The following is a 17,226-nucleotide window of genomic DNA, read 5'->3' on the forward strand; positions in this document are numbered from 1 at the left end:
TGTACGGCAGATCAACGAAAGACTGAAGACCGCGGAAGGTGTCTGCCGACTGAGCTGGCGCGTCCGATGGTCCGGTGAAGAGCGGCGGTCTGGCGGCAGCCCCGCCCACCGGCGCTGACTGAGCATCGTCGCGCATCTGCTGCGGCGTGTACGGCAGATCAACGAAAGACTGAAGACCGCGGAAGGTGTCTGCCGACTGAGCTGGCGCGTCCGATGGTCCGGTGAAGAGCGGCGGTCTGGCGGCAGCCCCGCCCACCGGCGCTGACTGAGCATCGTCTCTCACTTCCTGCGAGGTGTACGGCAGGTCAACGAAAGAGTCGAGACCTCGGTAGATCGCCGACGACCCATCTGGTACCGCTTCCGGCGTCGGCCACTCAAAATCGTACGGCAGGTGCGGCGACCACGTTGAGCTCGACTCGTCACGCCGCGGCTTTCCACCCGCCTGCTCAGGGGAGACGCCCAGCGCAGCGTTCGCTTCGAGGAGCCATAGGTAGCTCCGAAGACGATCGAAGCCCATGTCATCGTTTCGACTGGCTTTTTTAAAGTCCGTGTGATCGTCGTTCAACGACTTTTGCTGCTCACTGGTGCCGGTGAGCCGGCTCACTATGCTCCCTCGCCCATTCCTTTGGAGCCAAGCACCGAATCTTCGTTGGTTGCCGGCCAGATTTTGAACAACTTTTCTCCGGCTAGTATCCTCGGGTTTGAGCAGGCTCAGCTCTGCCTCTTCCAGGCTATCAATGATGCGGGCGTCATCGGGATAAAGATGCAATGTGGGCGACGGGACAGCATGACCGCGGGGTTTCCGAGACGCACCCGCTCCGGAAACGTGCTCGGCATCGCCGACCTTGCTTAACGCGAACAATAGATGCTCGTCCTTCGGGAACAACTGCTGAGCAAATTCAATGCGCGCAGCGTGGTCTAGCCCGGATATCGAGTAGCCCGCAAGTTTAAGCGCGTTAGAAAATCTGCGAAGACTACGATCATGACGAGCAGCGCTGCCCGACGTCATGCCGCTGGCATTAAGCCGCTCTGAGAGGGGCGCGTCTTCCACTGAGGGGATCGTGCGCGGCCGCCCGCCAGAAGCTACATAGCTCGGATCATGATACGAACGAAGGATATTCAACCCCTTCTTCATGTCTTCGTCCTTTGGGAAGTAAGTCTTGACGTGACGAACCAAGGACTCGTGGTCCCCCAGAACAATCGTTTGGCGATGAGCGCCAAGATGATTTCCAAGTCGGCGAAGCGCCTGAGTATAGCGCTTAATCGTCTTCAGGTTTGGCTTTTTCTGATCCGCATATTGGGCAATCGCCTTGTCGATAATGTCCCGATGTTCTGCAGAGAGATGGGGATGGTGGTTGCGGCCGCCACCAGAGACAGGACCCGGATCGGGTGGGCGCGCCTCGGCCAAGTGCTGCTCAAAGCCCGCTTGCCCGGCATGGCCGCCCTGGTGCTCTTCCAAGACGGCGTGCTGCACCTGGGACCAAGCTGTTACATTGGATGGATCGGAATTGTACGGGTCCACGCTAGCCTCACGTCCAAGAAATCAATTGAGCTGATCCTATCTGGATAGGCTTTCCAGAAGCTGACGAGGCCGCCGCTTGTGGAACAAGGCATCGCCACATCCGCAAAATGAAACTGCCCCCGCGGCTCTCAATCGTCGCAGGCTTCATGGGTTTCAAGACCTACTTTCATCGCGGCCAATGAAGCTTCCGGCGACATGGGAGCCGAGGACTCGTCATTGCTCTGGTTGCAAAGCGGCATACGGCGGCGCCGCAGGTGCACGCATGGGTGCCAAGCCACAGTTGATCCGGATCGTTCTCGCAAATCCGCGACGAGCCTTCCGCGATTCGCTCCTCCTTCATTCGCTCTCTCATCGGCTATTCACGGAGAGGGTAATCCTCGTGACGACGAAGGGCGCATTGCCTCCCTAAAAATGTTACCGGACAACTTCCCTGCCGTGCCGTATCTCGAAGCCGGTTATCCTCGCATGAATTAGATTTAGACGTTCATTGGCAAGCGGATAAAAATTGCACAGCGCATCGATCGGGGCGAGATAAGGAAAGTGCAGGGATTGAGCGAAGACAAGAAAGCGAAAGAGGATTGGCACGCGGCTGAGCGATTGTTGGAGCGCGCGCGGCCCTCCGAGGTCCTGAATCCCATGAATTAGTCGCCCGTGAACAAGCCTGTAAGCGATTGAGCGGGAGTCTGTTTTTGGGATTTGACGGCGTTTGAGATTGCAGGGATTTGAGGCTTGATGGCCGCAAACCTTGCAAATTCGCTTTGTGGATTCCTCCTCGCTGTGAACCGTGCTTCTGTGGTGCACCGGAGGGACGATGCGGACGACGCTGGAGGAGGCGTTCGCCCTCCCGCTTGGCCGGGCCACGCAGATCCGCTCGCAGCAGCAGCGCCAGCGCGGCTTCAAGCTTTATTCTTTCCATGCCCCGGAGGTGGAGTGCATCGGCAAGGGCAACGCCGCCGCACCTTACGAGTTAATGGCATGGACCAGGCCCGCTCACAGGGGCAACGTAGAGCCCCGCCAAGAGAGGAGCGCGAGCCATGTCCCCCATACGAACATTGTCACGATCGGTATCGACCTGGGCAAGAACACATTCCATGTGGTGGGATTTGATGCCACGGGCGCAATTATCCTACGCAAGAAGCAATCGAGAAATCAGCTTGAGCAGTCGCTGGCGAATGTTCCGGCCTGCCTGATCGGAATGGAGGCTGTGCAGGAGCGCACCACCTGGGGCGCAAGCTGGAGAAAATAGGCCATCAAGTACGGCTCTTGCCGGCACAGTATGTGAAGCCATATCTCAAAGGCCACAAGAATGACTTCCGTGATGCCGAAGCCATTGCCGAGGCCGTTCAGCGCCCGACCATGCGCTTTGTCCCGTTGAAATCGGCCGAACAACTGGATTTGCAGGCGCTGCACAGAGTTCGCAGTCGATTGGTGACGCAAAGAACCGCGGTCATCAATCAAATCCGAGGCGTTTTGCTTGAGCGAGGGCTGCCGGTCCGGCAAGGAGCGGCAGCGCTCCGATTGGCACTTCCTCAGATTCTCTCAGCGCCAAAGGATAACTTATCACCTCGAGTGATCCAGCTCATTCAAGACTTGGCCGAGGACTGGCGCTATCTCGACCGACGGGTCGCGTCAATGACGAAAGAAATCGACGAACTCGCTGATCGAGATCCACACTGTCGCCGCTTAATGAGGGCGCCCGGCGTCGGGCCGATCATCTCAAGCGCGATGGTCGCCGCCATCGGAACCGGTGATGCCTTCCATAAGGGCCGGGACTTTGCCGCATGGCTTGGTCTGGTACCGAAGCAAATCTCGACCGGTGATCGAACCATCCTCGGGCGCATATCGAGGCGCGCTAATCGGTACCTGCGGACGCTGTTCATTCAAGGTGCCAGAGCCGTACTTCTGCAGCGTCAGAGTTGGCCGCGGCATGGCTTCGGAGCCTGGTTGGAGGCAGCGTCCAAGCGGCTCCACTCTAATGTCTTGGTTGTTGCCCTGGCGCAAAACTCGCGCGCATGGCCTGGAGCATGCTCACAAAGGGCCGTAACTACGACGCCAGCCTCTTGGGCCGCAGCGCATGAGAAACAGGGCCGGAAAGGAAGATCCAAGGTCCGATCGCAAGGCACAATAACCCGCCGAGGTTTATTGAGGACAGAAGTGGGCGGATATCCATGATGGCTCGGGGCAACAGCCCCAAAGTGAAGCCGGATAGATTGGCGCAAACCGCTTCATCCCTTTGTCGATTCCTCTTGCAACGCGGGCGTGGTCCATAGATCGGCGTGAAGGTCTCCATCGTTACCAACAATCGCCGCGCCCCCGGTGGCCTGTTCGTGCTGCATGCCAGGTCGCTGCCCGACAACCCTTACGACGGTCACACGTTGCGGGACGTTATGGACCGCACCGAGACACTCACCGGCTGTGCGATCGAGCGGGCCTATGTCGACAAGGGCTACCGCGGCCACGACGCGCAAAATCCCCGTCGCGTCTTCATCTCCGGCCAGAAGCGCGGTGTCTTCGGCGCCATCAAGCGTGAGCTGCGCCGCCGCTCGGCCATTGAGCCCATCATCGGACACCTCAAAGCCGAAGGACACCTCGGCCGGTGCTACCCCGAGGGCCGCGCCGGCGATGCCGCCAACGTCGTCCCCTCCGCCGTCGGACACAACCTCCGTCGCATCCTCGCCTGGTTCAGAGAACTTTTGCGCCTATCGTTGGTCTCGCTCTGGCGCACGCTCAACTGTCCAGCTCAGCTCAATCCGGCTTCTTAACGGTCGACTTTGTAAACGTCGCAGGGTTCGAGCTTAAGTTCTTCGAACGTTCGCTGCTCCTCAAAGGTCAGCGCGACGTCCAACACCAACCGCTACCATCTAAGCGGATGGAACATACTCTGGTGTGCTCTGGAACTACCTGACTTGGTAGCTGCCCAAGCCACGTAGCCGGTGTTAAGTAGGCTTGAGCGAGGGGGCCGATCGAACTCCGTGGATGCTGTGCAGAGCCTCCAGTTCGGTCCGAGGTCGTCCGCTTGTCCTTCACGCTCTCTAAGGCGGTCGGGGCAGCTTGGCAGATGGAATGGATATGCAACAGCGGAGCCCGCTCCCGAATGGTGATCTATCGGCCGGCCATTTTCGGAACACCGCTTACGAGCTCAATAAGAGCAGTTCCTATTTCGATGCAGCTCACGCTGCCGGCCTCATGGTCGAGGGACGTTCCACGACAGGCCGGCCTTTGTCTTGGGCGCCAGTCCACTGTTCGACTTCGAAGGCAACTCCGAATCGTTAAGGCGAGCATCCTCGGCGCGTCCGCACGGTAGGATGAATATTCCTGGAGCGCACTGATGCCGACTGGGATATGCACTCATTGTCGGCCAGCGTATCCAGAAAAATGCTTCAACGTCGGTGCATTGGTGCGACGGCTTGGCAACTTCGTCCACCAAGATGGTGGTGCCGCCCGAACGCGCGGCTTCATCAGGCGCGGGCCCGGATCGCCGCACGGCATCGAAGTGCTGGTCTCTCCTGAGCAGCTACCCGTCTTGGAATCCAAAACCAATCAAACAAAACCTCCGTATCGAGGTACTGGGACAAAATTGAGGGGAAATAATGTCTGACGCTGCGTTAGATCGCACACCGAATGTCACGGGCACCAAGACCCTTAGCATAAACTACGGATTGTTCGCGTTCGCGATCGTTGCGCTGACGATCCTCTACATCTGCGCGCGGCTGTATCAGCAGGCTTTCGGTTTCTCCATGGGGCTCGATGCGAGTTCACCAGAATTTGGCGAATACTGGATGACGCTCTTCAAGATCGAATTACCGGTCTTGTATGGCGCGGGCGCGCTGTGCTGGACCTATCTCTTCCTGACGCGTGACAAGAACATTGAGGCCATCACGCCAGAGGTCGAGTTGCGCAGTTACTTTTATCTGACCATGTGGCTCGTCCTGTACAGCTTCTGCATATTCTGGACAGGCAGCTTCTTCGCCGATGGAGATGGAGTCTGGCATCAGACGACCCTCAGAGACACGCCGTTTACTCCCAGTCACATAATTCTGTTCTATGCGACCATTCCAATCTATCTTTTCTTTGGCGTAGGCAGCTTTGTTTACGCAATGACCCGCATTCCGGCCTTCTGCAGGGGGATCTCGCTCATGCATGTCTTCGCCGTAGTGGGGCCTTTTCTCATTTTGCCGAATCTCGGTTTCAACGAATGGGGGCATGCTTACTGGCTCACTGAGGAGATCTTCTCGCATCCGCTGCATTGGGGTTTCGTAGTTCTTGGATGGTGCGCACTCGCGCTGGCGGGCGTCCTGATGCAGATCGTCGGACGATTTAGAGAACTCGTTCCAATTGTATTCAAGCAGGATGCAGCGAGCGCGTGACGGACCCACGTTCGCTACACGCCGGAAAAAACGCGGTGCGGGAAGCCGTGCGACAATAGTACAAGCCAACAGCCATTCCCGGACAGCGATCGCAGTCCGGGAACAGCAGGTAAACCCTGGGAGAGAGGAGTGACCTCAATTACCGACATCGATGCAGTGGCGATTCCGAAAAGGAAAGCTGGCCCCAAGGGTGAGACGGTCATTTGTGTCTCCGGTCTAACTCCCAAGGCAGCAAGATACTCCCGCATATTCGACTTCTTGGTCGTGGCGGCGGTGGTGCCCCTCTTTGCGGGAGCATTCCATCTGCACGTGATGCTCACGGTCGGTGATTGGGATATGTATGTCGACTGGAAAGACCGGCAATATTGGCCCCTGGTCACGCCCATCTCCATGATCATGTTTCCTGCTGCTCTGCAGGCGATCTTCTGGGTCAACTTCCGTTTGCCCATCGGCGCGACGCTGGGCGCGACAGTGTTGCTGATCACCACGTGGCTCGGACGTTACGCGAATTGGTGGATATGGACAGGCTTCCCGTTCACGGAAGGCGTGCCGTCACAGGTGATCGCGGGCGCATTGTTGATGGATATGGCGTTAATCGTCCTTCGCAATAGCCTGTTCACATCCATCTTCGCGGGCTTTGCGTTTGGATTCGTATTCTGGCCATCGAATTATTCCGCTTTGGCTCCGTTCTATCTCCCAGTCGAGCACCAAGGAATGGTCGCATCGTTGGCCGACATGATCGGTTACACATTTCCGCGTTCGAACATGCCTGAGTATCTGCGTATCATCGAGCGCGGTACGCTCCGGACTTTCGGTAGCTCGGTTAGTTGGGTGTCGGCGGCGTTCGCGGGCTTCATCTGCATATTCATGCACCAACTTTGGTGGCAGCTTGGGCGTTTTGCGTCCCAGACGACGTTCCTCAAGAACGGCGATGTCGTCAAATCCTTCATGGGTATGAAAAGCAGGCCAGCGTCCTAAGGGAATAGGCACAGGGAACACGGGTATGTTTGCGAAACTTATAAAACTCGCTGCCGGTTGGGTTGTCGTTTTCACTACCGGAGTGTCTAGCGCAGCCGCTCATGGCGAACGTGCTCAGGAGCCATACTTGAGGACCAGGACGGTACAATTCTACGATGTCCACTTTTCCAAAACTAACGTGAAGGTGAACGAGCGGTTCGAGCTAACGGGAAAATTCAGGCTGATGGAGGACTGGCCGGACGCAGTTACTCCACCGGATATTGTTTTCGTATCGAGCGTATCGCCGGGGCCAACAATTGCCAGGGTGGAAACATACCTCAACGGTGAGCCAGCGAGGCAGTCTTTCGCTAAGCTGGAACTTGGCCACGACTACGATTTTCGAATGGTTCTTGAGGGGCGTACACCGGGCAGCAGTCACATCCATCCCTCGATCTCGATCAAGGGATCTGGCCCTCTGGTGGGACCAGGGCAGTGGATAAACATCTCGGGTGATGCGCATTCGTTCGCGTTTCCGATCAAGACTATGACTGGTCTGCAGATCGACGACTTGCAGACGTTCGGGCTGACGAACGCGATCGGATGGCATGTGGCCTGGCTGGCCGTGGCTGCGGCTTGGTTGTTGTTCTGGTTGGTTCGTCCACTGCTTTTGCCTCGATGGCTTGTTCTGCAGAAGGGCAGGGAGGATTTGTTGGTTTCGTTGAGGGACACGGGGGTCGGGATTATAGTGGCGGCGATCGTTCTCGTCATGGTCTTCGGCGGCTATGTCCGGGCCAATCAGGAATATCCGTATAATGTACCGCTCCAGAGCGGGTTGAATAAGGTCGCGCCGCGCCCGGCAAGCCCTGCTAACGCAGAGGTCAAGGTCATATCGGCCACCTATGACGTGCCGGGCCGTTCGATGAGGTTAGCGACCAGGATAACGAACAAAGGGTCAGAACCTCTTTCAATCGGCGAGCTTACGACCGCAAACATCCGCTTCCTCAATCAGGGGCTCCCAGCGGCAGTAGCCAATGTAGATCCGACCTACCCAAGCGATCTCGTCGCACGCACAGGGCTTCAGCTCAGTAGTGATACGCCGATAAATCCCGGTGAGACGAGAGAGGTGCTCGTCGAGGCAACGGACGCCGTGTGGGAATTGGAGCGCCTTGTCAGCTTCCTCACCGACGTCGACTCCAAGTTCGGCGGGTTGTTGCTCCTCTACACTCCGAATGGGAAACGCGTCATAGCGGAGATGGGCGGACCAATCGTGCCCGTATTCACCGAACTCAAGTAAACTTGGGTGCGCGAATGTCGCGACGAGGTCAGTGGCGGACGACCGCGAGCGGAAGAGGGGCGTTCCCGGCCGTCCTTGTGATGGCACTCGGCGCTTTCGTTGTTCTTGCCGCCGTCCACGAAGGTCATGCGCACGGAGCGGTGTCCATGGAAGCTGACCAATGCAAGCTGAAAGTGGACAGCTACTTCATGCATTTTACTGGCTATCAGCCGCAGAGCTCGAGAGCCGAATTTTGTGAGGACATACCGGAGGTCGGGCGAACGATCATTGTTCTCGATTTCGTCGACGAGTCCCTTCGAGACATCCCGGTAAGCGTGAACCTGGCTAGAGATGACGGCATACAAAGGATGGAAATGACGAACACGCCATCCAGTATCCTCTACATTCCACCAAGGAAGTATCCGAACGGAACGATCAAGATCGACGTCAATTTCGAGAAAGCCGGCAGATACGTCGGCATGGTGGCGATCGAGGATCGCGGGCAAAGCGTGGCGAACTTTCCATTCGACGTGGGGCGAGGCTGGAGTCTGATACGTCTTCTGGCGTGGTGCCTGGTCATCGTGTCAGGTGCCGTGGGAGCGTTTCTGTGGGCACGGCGACGATACTCGATCGGGCGGGAGCTATCCTCGCGAACCACAGGTAAAGGAGAGTTGTTTCGATGAAAAGGTTCGTTCTCGTCATGATGGCCGCGCTGATCGGAATGCCAAGCGCGGTACTCGCTCATGCGCATCTCATTCGATCGACGCCGCAAGACGGCAGCGAAATTTCGGCTTCGATCGACGCGATGGTCCTGTACTTCACTGAAGCGCTCGAACAGCGGCTCATCAATGTCGCCCTGTCTCGCGATGATAAAGCCGTATCAGGGCTTTCGCAGCCCGTGCTAAGCGGCAATCGTCGAACCGTGAATGTTTCGTTGCCTCATCTATCTGCCGGGCTCCATACCGTCAGTTGGAGCGTCGTCTCGATTGATGGGCATCGCACGGAAGGCAAGTTTAAATTTCTCTACCGAGGACCTTGATGGAAACGGTCCTCTCACTTGCGCGAGGGACTTCTTTCGCCTCCACGGCAGCTTTCGGCGGATTCTGCTGGGGTTTGGAACTGTGGCGCGAGGGTCTTGAAAGCGGCACTCGGTCGCGCTTCACGACGATGGCTTCCATCGCTGCGTCCATAGGACTCGTCCCCGGCCTCTTGTATTTGACGGTTCGGATCGGCGCCGTCCTTGGCAAGCCGGTCTTGGCTGTCAGCTTCAGCGACGTGCTCTTCATCATTGTGGACACGCGGTTCGGGAGAGCTCAGGTCGCGGCGCTCGGGTTTGTGCTAGTCGGAGTTGCGAGCTTGCGACTTCTTCACAAGCCAGGTCTTGCCGCGAGTTTCAGCGGACTATCGCTGCTGGTGGGATTGTTCTCGAGCCACTCGGCGGCCGGCGGCACTATAGCAGACCTCGCGATCAATATGATCCATGTTGCCGCGGCGGCGCTCTGGTTCGGAGGACTGTCAACCCTCGTTGTCGCGATGGCTCGCCAGGCAGCGGAGAGGCCCGAAAGCAAATCTAGGCTCCTGAGCGGCTTTTCGACGGTCGCGCTGCCGCTCATGTTGCTCCTGGTCGCAACCGGAGTAGCTCTAGCAATCGAAAACGTGGGGACTTGGCCGGGTTTGATGGCGACCGAATATGGCTGGCTCCTGACGGGAAAGTTCGCCTGCATCGGCCCGGTCCTGATCTGCGCGGCGTTCATCAGACAAAGGCTATTGCCGTTGCTAAAGGCCGAAGGGGCAACTCAGCCACTCGCGATGGTCTTGAAGATCGAGCTAGCCTTCGCATTTCTTGTCACGCTACTTGCGGGCTGCCTGTCCCAGGCCATTCCATCGAGACACGTCGAGATAGTCTGGCCGCTTTCGTTCCGTCTGGATCCAGCCGTCGCTTGGGGGAGGGTACCGGGAAGTAACGTTCTGGCCATTGGCGGCTGCATTGCTCTGTTGATTGGGAGTATTGCCGCATTTGAGCTCGGTCGTATGGGAAGATGGCGGCGGGCGACGATCGCGGCTGTTGCTGGACTTGGCGTCGCAGGGGCTGTCGCGCTGCCCGGGTTATCAGTGCCCGCGTATCCTTCGACCTACTCAAAGGTTCCGGTACCGTATGACGCCGAAGCGATTGCCCGGGGACAGGACGTATTCGCTGCTAACTGCGTAGCTTGCCACGGCCTGAGGGGTAGAGGAGACGGCCCGTTGGCAAAAGATTTGAAGCCGCCGCCCGCCGATCTCACTGCTCCGCACACGAGAGACCATACGATGGGAGACATGTACTGGTGGGTGAGCCATGGCTTCCCATCCTCGGCGATGCCGAGCTTTGCCAAAAGTCTGTCGGACTTGGACAGGTGGCGAGTGGTCGAGTACGTAATGGCTCTATCGCTTGGCTATGAAGCAAGAGTTCTTGGTCCCGAAATATCGGCGGGGCAGCCGTGGCTTCACGCGATCGACTTTCCGACGTGCCGCGGCGTTGGCCCGAGAGAGAAGTTGAAAGATAGCAGCGATGGGCGCTCAAAACTTGTGCCGATCTTCCGAGATGGCATCCGAACGCAGCGCCTAGATCAGTTGACGCAACACGCGCGCGCCATCGAGCAAGCAGGCGGAATGATCGTCGCGGTGATGCCGTCTCACTCCGAGGAGTTCCCATCTCCAAGTGAGTCAGGAAATCCCTGCATCGTGTTCGACATGGACCATCGCATTGCCGCTGCGTGGAATCTCTATCGGCGCACAATGGCGAACCCCGACTTCGATGACAACGAGTCGCCTCCAGCGATAATCGAGTTTCTTGTCGACCGATTCGGATTCGTGCGCGCACGCTGGCGTTCGGATGAGACGGAGGGATTGGCATCGCCTTCGCAACTGGTCGACGCAATTACGCAGCTCCAAGCCGAACCGGAGATCAACAAGAGAGGCGTTCATGACCATTAGCGTCCGGGCCGCTCTTGCCCTCATTGCTGTCTGGCTCCCGCTGATCGCACTCGCGATCAATGCTCTGGCCGAGCGCAGTGCCCCCCGCGAGTTTCAATCGATCATTTGTCGCGGCGACAGGTCTGGTGCCAGCAAGATCGCAGGCCGGGACGAGCCATGATCATAGTAGCGAGCAGATTCTGCGTCGACAAGCAGGCGGTAGCTCTTTTGGGGCACTCGGATGGGGGATCAGTGTCAGAAGAAGAGCATCTCACCTCGCCGTCCCGTATCAGCCCCCGAGTGATCGTCGCTAGCGCTGCCGGCATTCAGCCGAATGATCCTGATCCAGCCCGGTTGAGCCCACCTCCAAAAGCGGCAATTGCGGGAAACGTTCGCTGACCACCTTTCCCGCGAACATAAAGTGGTAAGCGCTAGAACGCGGATTACAGAGGAGGCCATGATGCCTTGGAAACCCACGATGTTGATGGCGAGTGCAAGGGCATTGCTTTCGCCGATTGCCGGCGTTGCCGTCCTGGCTTTTTTTAACAGTACCGCCGTCAGCCATGAGTTGGAGGTCGGAACACTACTGATCCAGCATCCCTGGGTGGCTGCAAAGGATACGACCAATACCGCGACGACGGCTTATGTGATCGAAATTCAGAACAGGGGCACAGGGCCAGATCGGTTGCTCGGGGCGTCGCTTTCGGGCGAGAAGGGGATCTTGCAGGAAGCCGATGCAGGCGTACGGCCAGCCAAGTTCGCCACCCATGAGCATGGCTTCCAAATAGAACCTGGTGGTTTCGTCCGTCTTCAACCCGGTAGCGCGCGGATCCTGTTTGAAGGACTTCACGGCGCACTAAAGGAAGGAGAGATGGTCAAAGGGACGTTGGAATTCGAAAAGGCCGGCACCATAGAAATCGAATTCACGATCGAGCCGGCGGGCTTGGCTGAAGAGGATGATACGCCAATCCATCATCACACTCACCACTAAGGTGCCAGGAGGAGGCCGAAGCATGGACGCCGTCTGAGGCAGGGTGGGAGATCGAGCCATGAGCGCGAGAGGCATTTGGGAACGCCTCAGATCTGGAACATTCAGGAGCTATGCCTGAATCTGGGTGACGGAGCCGATCAGGCGGCGTGGCTTTGCTGGGTCGGAATGACCTCGACGCCGTCGGCGAATCTGACACCGGCGATGATCTTCGGCAACTGATTTGTTCCTTTCAATCGGCGCCAGGTTTTGGACGCAGCATCGATGAGCTTGAACACCATCAGCTTCGCGGTCTGCGACGACAGCGATCCTTTGGTCCGAACCGTCCGGTGCCGCACCGTCGCGAACACGCTTTCGATCGGATTGGTAACCGGTATGAGATGTCTCGGTGCCAACGTTCCGCTGCGGTGTTCGACATCGTGGCGTATGGTGCGACCATCGGGACAGAGGCACCGGGAGCACGAAGTGCGGGCAGGCCGATGCACACGATGAGCCGAGAGCTCGAGTTAGTAGCTGGCCGCCTCTGCGACTCGCCCGGTTGCGCCGCGAGCGCGAATCCGTAGTTGTCGTGTCGCCCGCAGCTCCCGTGGTTGTCCGGCAGAGGAGGTGCGAATGCGACGGGTAATTGGCATTAATGTCCACCGAACCTTCGGGGAGGTGGTATTTTGGGAGAACGGCAGGCTCCGACATGCGGGCCGCATTGATATGACGCGGACTGCGCTGGAGGGATTTGGCAAGACCCTGCTGGCCGGTGATGAGGTGGTGCTCGAAGCGACCGGCAACAGCATGGCGGTGTCGCGAGTGCTGGCGCCATTCGTGGCGCGGGTGATTATCGCCAATCCGTTGCAGGTGAAGGCGATCGCCCAGGCTCACGTCAAGACCGACAAGATCGATGCCGGCACGCTCGCCAGTTTGCAGGCGGCGGGATACCTGCCGCAGATCTGGACGCCTGACCCGGAGACCGAGCGCAAGCGTAGGCTGGTGGCGCGGCGCTAGCAGGTCGTGCGGCACCGTACGCGGCTCAAGAACGAGGTGCATTCGATCCTGCACGCGCACTTGATCCCGAAGTGCCCGCATGCCGATCTTTTCAACGCCCGCGGCCGGGCATGGTTGGCCGCTCAACAGTTGCCGGATGATGAGCGCGCGGCCATCGATCGGCACGTCCGTGAGCTTGACCGGCTGGCGGAAGACCTGGCCCTGCTCGACCGCGAGATCGCGCGGGACGCAATCGAGGATTCCGCGGTGAACAGATTGATGACGATCACCGGCGTGAATCTGGCGGTCGCCGCCGGAATCGTGGCGGCGATCGGCGACATCAGCCGGTTCAACAGCCCGCAGAAGCTGGTGAGCTATTTCGGGCTGAACCCGCGGGTGCGGCAGTCCGGGCTGGGAGCCGCCCACCACGGCCGTATCAGCAAGATCGGCCGCAGTCATGCGCGCGCCATGCTGGTCGAGGCGGCCTGGGCAGCGGCCAAGGCGCCCGGTCCACTGCATGCCTTTTTCGTGTGCATCCGCGCCCGACGCGGCCATCAGATCGCCGCGGTGGCCGTGGCTCGGAAGCTCACTGTGCTCTGCTGGCATTTGCTGACAAAGGGCGAGGATTACCTGTGGGCGCGCCCGGCGCTGGTCGCCAATAAGACCCGCGCGATGCAACTTCAAGCCGGACATCCACAACAGAAAGGGAGCCGCCGTGGACCAGCCTGTGCCTACAACATCAAGGCGCTGCGCGACCGCGAGATGTTGATTGCCGCCCAGGCGGAGCAAAGCTACGAACGATTCGTGTCGCAATGGAAGCCGCGGCACCCAAAAACCGGCGCGCGGGCGCCTCAGTTCGGCAGGACAAAATAGGCAGTCCGGTGACGCTTGCAGCCGACGCGTCACGCTTCGCCACGAGGTCGCCCGCGCCCAACAACCATAATCGCGGCTGACGGCAAGTTCTAGGCAGGAATGCAGTCCCGTTCCACTGCCAGTGTGCCGCCGTGCTCGGGCCGGTCAAGGCCAAGCCTTGCGGTGGCCGCAGATGCGGCCAGCCTTGACCGCCCCTGCGCGCGGCGGCTGCGAGATCGGTGGCCGGGACGGAAGAATGGCCCGCAGCGCAGCCGAACAAAAGAATGGACTTACAGCGATCTCCGCAGTCGTCGTCTCGGCCATGAAGAAATCGCTTGTCCATCTCATCCGTGGTTCGCAAGTGGATCCAGTGCTCCGCAGGGAAGTCATAGAACGCCAGCAGATCGTCGCGATCCTTGGCCAGGCAATCAACTGCGCGCGCATATTTTGCACCGTATTTCTCGGCGAAGGCTTCGAGTGCAAGCTCCGCGGCAGCTCGGCTCGGCGCCATTGAGATGTCCTGCAAAGCCTTCTTCATGCCGCTCTGCACGGAGCTCGGAACCTTGTTGAGCACGTTGACGGTCTTGTGCTGCCAGCAGCGCTGCCGCCGCGTGCCGGGGAAGACTTCGTCCAGCGCCTTCCAGAAGCCGAGTGCGCCGTCGCCGACCGCCAGTTCTGGCGCGACCTGCAGTCCGCGCCGGCGAATGTCGATCAGAAGCTCGCGCCAGCTCTGGGCGCTCTCGCGCACGCCGACCTGGAAGCCGATCAGCTCCTTCTTGCCCTCGGGCGTCGCGCCGATCAAAACCAGCATGCATTCGCTGTGGTCCTCCATCCGGGCCTACAGGAGGACGCCGTCGGCCCAGACGTAGACATAGCGCCGCGCCGACAGATCGCGGTTCTGCCAGCGCTCGTACTCGCCCTGCCATTGCGCCTTCAGGCCTGAGATCACCGATGGCGACAGGTTCGGCGCATCCTTGCCGAGCAGCGCCGAGAGCGCTTCCTGGAAATCGCCGGATGCCGCGCAAATAGAGGATCGGCAGCAGGGCATCCAGGCTCTTCGTCCGCCGCGCCCACAGCGGCAGGATCGCCGAGGTGAAGCGGATCCGATCAGCTCCAGCCGCACCGCGGTCTCTGACCTTGGGCCGGGCGACCTCGATCGCGCCGATCCCCGTGGCAATCTTAGGCGCAGGGCCAAAGCCGTGCCGCACTACCCTGGCACGGCCATCCGGCAGCTTCAGCTCCGCCGTCGTCTCCAGAAATGCCTGCAGCTCGATCTCGACGGCCCGGGCGAGCAGCTCACGGGCTCCGTTCCGCAGAAGTTCTGTAAGTGGATCGTCAACCGCAGACGGCTGACGAAAGGGCAGGATGTTGGTAGTCTCGTTCATGGTGTATCGCTCTCCTTGAGAGGTTCTGGCAGGCTCGACACCCGCCTCGATACGCCGCCTCTCTCAACCCGTCATCACCCACTTTCTCGCATAGCTCGTCCCAATATCGATGTCGGTCGCTGCGGGTGAGAGTGCAAGAATCTCAGAAATCCGTCCGCCACTCAAACCTAGAACGAGACAAAAAAGCCTAACCTCAATCAGCGCCAGCATCGCTGGCTTAGTAAAGCGAAGACGGTCGGCAGCATTGAGGTACTTGCGGCTGCCGGTGGATCCGAAGAGGGGCATCGCAGAAATGCTCACGCATAATGACCTCGCCTGAAACAATATGGCCGATAGTGTTTCAGCACGAGTAGTCCCCTAAAATCTGCGAACAAACCTGCAATCGCCAGAAAACTCGCGTTAAAATCTGCGGTTTCAACTAGCAAATTTCAGGAGTCTTTTGGAGGCTCTCCTCAGACCAGCCAGTCGATGACTGCAAATGCTGGTCGACATATTGAGCGCCACCAGCCCCGACCTCTTTGCAGTCATGTTTGGCTCCAGGATCCATCTTGAGCGCGGCAGTATCAGAACGATGTGGGAATCGAGCCGGCCGAGCTCCAGGACGGGGGGAGCAGTTACTTGCGTCGCAATTCTGCCGGCGCCTGACGGGCGGAGGTGATCTCGCAAGCCGATCTTGGCATCACTCACCCGGCATTCGCAGCGGGATGGCGTTGTCGCAGCTCCGACGCGCGTCGGTATTCTTTCATCTGGAGGAGCGAGCTGGAGGGGCTACATTGCAGCATGTAAATATACGTAACTCCTGGAGAAATCCAAAAAACAAGCGCGATGGTACAACATTTGCTGTTTCGTTCGCTGCTGTCGAACTTTTTGGAGCAACTCCATGCACATTGTCGTCTGCATCAAACAAGTCCCGGATTCTGCGCAGATCCGCGTGCACCCCGTGACCAATACGATCATGCGCCAGGGCGTGCCTACCATCATCAACCCCTATGACCTGTTCGCGCTCGAGGCCGCGCTGGAGTTGCGCGATCGTTTCGGTGGGGAGATAACCGTGCTGACAATGGGGCCGCCATCGGCCGAAGACTCTTTGCGAAAAGCGCTGACCTTTGGCGCGGATCGTGCCGTTCTGCTGACCGATCGCTGCTTTGCGGGCTCCGACACCCTAGCCACAACGTATGCACTGGCAACAGCGATTCGAAAGATTGGTAAGGAATACGGGCCGCCGAACCTCATCTTTACCGGTAAACAGACCATCGACGGCGATACCGCGCAGGTCGGCCCCGGCATTGCAAAGCGACTGGGCGTGCTGCAGCTAACCTACGTCGCCAAGGTCAGATCCTTGGATATCGCAGCGCGTACGATTGAAGCGGAACGGCGCTCCGAAGGTGGTGTTCAGGTGCTGCATACCAGGCTGCCCTGTCTCGTCACCATGCTGGAGGCTACCAACCAGATTCGGCGCGGCGCAATGGCGGATGCGCTGCGGGCTGCGCGTGCGCCGATTGTGAAATGGAGCGCGCATGATGCCGGCGTCGAGGACGTCTCCAAATGCGGTCTCAAGGGCTCGCCGACCGTCGTGAAGCGAGTGTTCGCGCCCTCTGCGCGCGCCGAGAAAGCGGCGCTGGTGGAGGCCGCCGAGCAACCCGCGCAGGCATTGATTGATGCAATCTTCAAGCATCAACCGAAACTCGAGGCCGATCTTGCCGCATTAGTCCGCGATGCCTGATCTTGAGAGTCCTGGCGAGAAAAATCCCGAACGCGTCAACGCCTGGCACCACTCGTCACTCCGACGTGCAAGGTGGCATGCAGAGCTTGGCGCTGATGATTCAGGCGAGATTGGCGCAATCCTCGCACCGGCGCCCTCATTGCGAGGTATGGCTCCGAGGTGACGAAACCGGGCGGGTCCCACGCTGGTCGTCATCTGGTCCGCCACGCTCGGCGGCTTATGCTGCTCGCGG

The 17,226-nt window shown here is 59.1% G+C and carries 10 protein-coding genes and 7 pseudogenes; 13 read left to right on the forward strand and 4 right to left on the reverse strand.

What is annotated here, in order from left to right:
• Positions 1 to 1,522: pseudogene (locus Q2M23_RS11355) on the reverse strand (hypothetical protein); the annotation flags it as partial.
• Positions 1,523 to 2,345: 823 nt separating this feature from the next.
• Between Q2M23_RS11355 and Q2M23_RS43985 the strand changes: the two are divergent.
• From Q2M23_RS43985 to Q2M23_RS11405, 11 genes and pseudogenes are all read left to right on the forward strand, one after another.
• Positions 2,346 to 2,489 (forward strand): annotated as a pseudogene (locus Q2M23_RS43985) (IS5/IS1182 family transposase); the annotation flags it as partial.
• 3 nt (positions 2,490 to 2,492) lie between these two features.
• Positions 2,493 to 3,600 (forward strand): annotated as a pseudogene (locus tag Q2M23_RS11360) (IS110 family transposase).
• A gap of 195 nt (positions 3,601 to 3,795) precedes the next feature.
• Positions 3,796 to 4,284, forward strand: a pseudogene (locus Q2M23_RS11365) (IS5/IS1182 family transposase); the annotation flags it as partial.
• 828 nt (positions 4,285 to 5,112) lie between these two features.
• Positions 5,113 to 5,889: a bacterial ammonia monooxygenase, subunit AmoC gene (gene amoC / locus Q2M23_RS11370; RefSeq protein WP_316395596.1), complete on the forward strand. Its 777-nt coding sequence runs from the start codon at positions 5,113 to 5,115 to the stop codon at positions 5,887 to 5,889.
• Between the two features lie 129 nt (positions 5,890 to 6,018).
• The gene (locus Q2M23_RS11375; RefSeq protein ID WP_316395597.1) at positions 6,019 to 6,867 is read left to right on the forward strand and encodes a methane monooxygenase/ammonia monooxygenase subunit A; all 849 of its coding nucleotides are present in this window, start codon (positions 6,019 to 6,021) and stop codon (positions 6,865 to 6,867) included.
• A gap of 25 nt (positions 6,868 to 6,892) precedes the next feature.
• A complete protein-coding gene (amoB, locus tag Q2M23_RS11380; RefSeq protein WP_316395598.1) occupies positions 6,893 to 8,140 on the forward strand; it encodes a bacterial ammonia monooxygenase, subunit AmoB in 1,248 nt (415 codons plus the stop codon).
• Positions 8,141 to 8,286: 146 nt separating this feature from the next.
• Positions 8,287 to 8,802, forward strand: a complete 516-nt coding sequence (locus tag Q2M23_RS11385) for a hypothetical protein (RefSeq protein ID WP_316395599.1) — start codon at positions 8,287 to 8,289, stop codon at positions 8,800 to 8,802.
• Positions 8,799 to 9,158 (forward strand): copper resistance protein CopC, encoded by a 360-nt coding sequence (locus Q2M23_RS11390; RefSeq protein WP_316395600.1) that lies wholly within the window; start codon positions 8,799 to 8,801, stop codon positions 9,156 to 9,158. Before Q2M23_RS11385 ends, Q2M23_RS11390 begins: the two co-directional genes overlap by 4 nt.
• Positions 9,158 to 11,092 (forward strand): CopD family protein, encoded by a 1,935-nt coding sequence (locus Q2M23_RS11395; RefSeq protein WP_316395601.1) that lies wholly within the window; start codon positions 9,158 to 9,160, stop codon positions 11,090 to 11,092. The genes Q2M23_RS11390 and Q2M23_RS11395 overlap by 1 nt, the downstream gene beginning before the upstream one ends.
• Positions 11,082 to 11,252, forward strand: a complete 171-nt coding sequence (locus tag Q2M23_RS11400) for a hypothetical protein (RefSeq protein WP_316395602.1) — start codon at positions 11,082 to 11,084, stop codon at positions 11,250 to 11,252. Before Q2M23_RS11395 ends, Q2M23_RS11400 begins: the two co-directional genes overlap by 11 nt.
• A gap of 297 nt (positions 11,253 to 11,549) precedes the next feature.
• Positions 11,550 to 12,062: a copper chaperone PCu(A)C gene (locus Q2M23_RS11405; protein ID WP_316395603.1), complete on the forward strand. Its 513-nt coding sequence runs from the start codon at positions 11,550 to 11,552 to the stop codon at positions 12,060 to 12,062.
• A gap of 137 nt (positions 12,063 to 12,199) precedes the next feature.
• Here Q2M23_RS11405 and Q2M23_RS11410 read toward each other — a convergent pair.
• A pseudogene (locus Q2M23_RS11410) lies at positions 12,200 to 12,427 on the reverse strand (IS256 family transposase); the annotation flags it as partial.
• A gap of 262 nt (positions 12,428 to 12,689) precedes the next feature.
• On the opposite strand from Q2M23_RS11410, the pseudogene Q2M23_RS11415 reads away from it, so the two are divergent.
• Positions 12,690 to 13,907 (forward strand): annotated as a pseudogene (locus Q2M23_RS11415) (IS110 family transposase).
• Positions 13,908 to 14,214: 307 nt separating this feature from the next.
• On the opposite strand, the pseudogene Q2M23_RS11420 reads toward Q2M23_RS11415, so the two are convergent.
• Together Q2M23_RS11420 and Q2M23_RS11425 are read right to left on the reverse strand one after the other, a co-directional pair.
• Positions 14,215 to 15,271: pseudogene (locus tag Q2M23_RS11420) on the reverse strand (IS256 family transposase); the annotation flags it as partial.
• A gap of 63 nt (positions 15,272 to 15,334) precedes the next feature.
• Entirely contained in the window at positions 15,335 to 15,571 is a 237-nt protein-coding gene (locus Q2M23_RS11425) for a hypothetical protein (RefSeq protein WP_316395604.1), read from the reverse strand.
• A 580-nt stretch (positions 15,572 to 16,151) separates the two neighbouring features.
• On the opposite strand from Q2M23_RS11425, the gene Q2M23_RS11430 reads away from it, so the two are divergent.
• The gene (locus Q2M23_RS11430; RefSeq protein ID WP_316395605.1) at positions 16,152 to 16,994 is read left to right on the forward strand and encodes an electron transfer flavoprotein subunit beta/FixA family protein; all 843 of its coding nucleotides are present in this window, start codon (positions 16,152 to 16,154) and stop codon (positions 16,992 to 16,994) included.
• Positions 16,995 to 17,226: the final 232 nt, after the last annotated feature.

Origin of the sequence: Bradyrhizobium sp. 33ap4 (assembly GCF_032654765.1) — a bacterium.
GTDB classification, from domain to species: domain Bacteria; phylum Pseudomonadota; class Alphaproteobacteria; order Rhizobiales; family Xanthobacteraceae; genus Bradyrhizobium; species Bradyrhizobium australafricanum.

Coding starts and splice junctions, on each gene's coding strand:
- amoC (WP_316395596.1), top strand. CDS start 5,113: ATGTCTGACGCTGCGTTAGATCGCACACCGAATGTCACGGGCACCAAG.
- amoB (WP_316395598.1), top strand. CDS start 6,893: ATGTTTGCGAAACTTATAAAACTCGCTGCCGGTTGGGTTGTCGTTTTC.
- Q2M23_RS11385 (WP_316395599.1), top strand. CDS start 8,287: ATGGAAGCTGACCAATGCAAGCTGAAAGTGGACAGCTACTTCATGCAT.
- Q2M23_RS11390 (WP_316395600.1), top strand. CDS start 8,799: ATGAAAAGGTTCGTTCTCGTCATGATGGCCGCGCTGATCGGAATGCCA.
- Q2M23_RS11395 (WP_316395601.1), top strand. CDS start 9,158: ATGGAAACGGTCCTCTCACTTGCGCGAGGGACTTCTTTCGCCTCCACG.
- Q2M23_RS11400 (WP_316395602.1), top strand. CDS start 11,082: ATGACCATTAGCGTCCGGGCCGCTCTTGCCCTCATTGCTGTCTGGCTC.
- Q2M23_RS11405 (WP_316395603.1), top strand. CDS start 11,550: ATGTTGATGGCGAGTGCAAGGGCATTGCTTTCGCCGATTGCCGGCGTT.
- Q2M23_RS11430 (WP_316395605.1), top strand. CDS start 16,152: ATGCACATTGTCGTCTGCATCAAACAAGTCCCGGATTCTGCGCAGATC.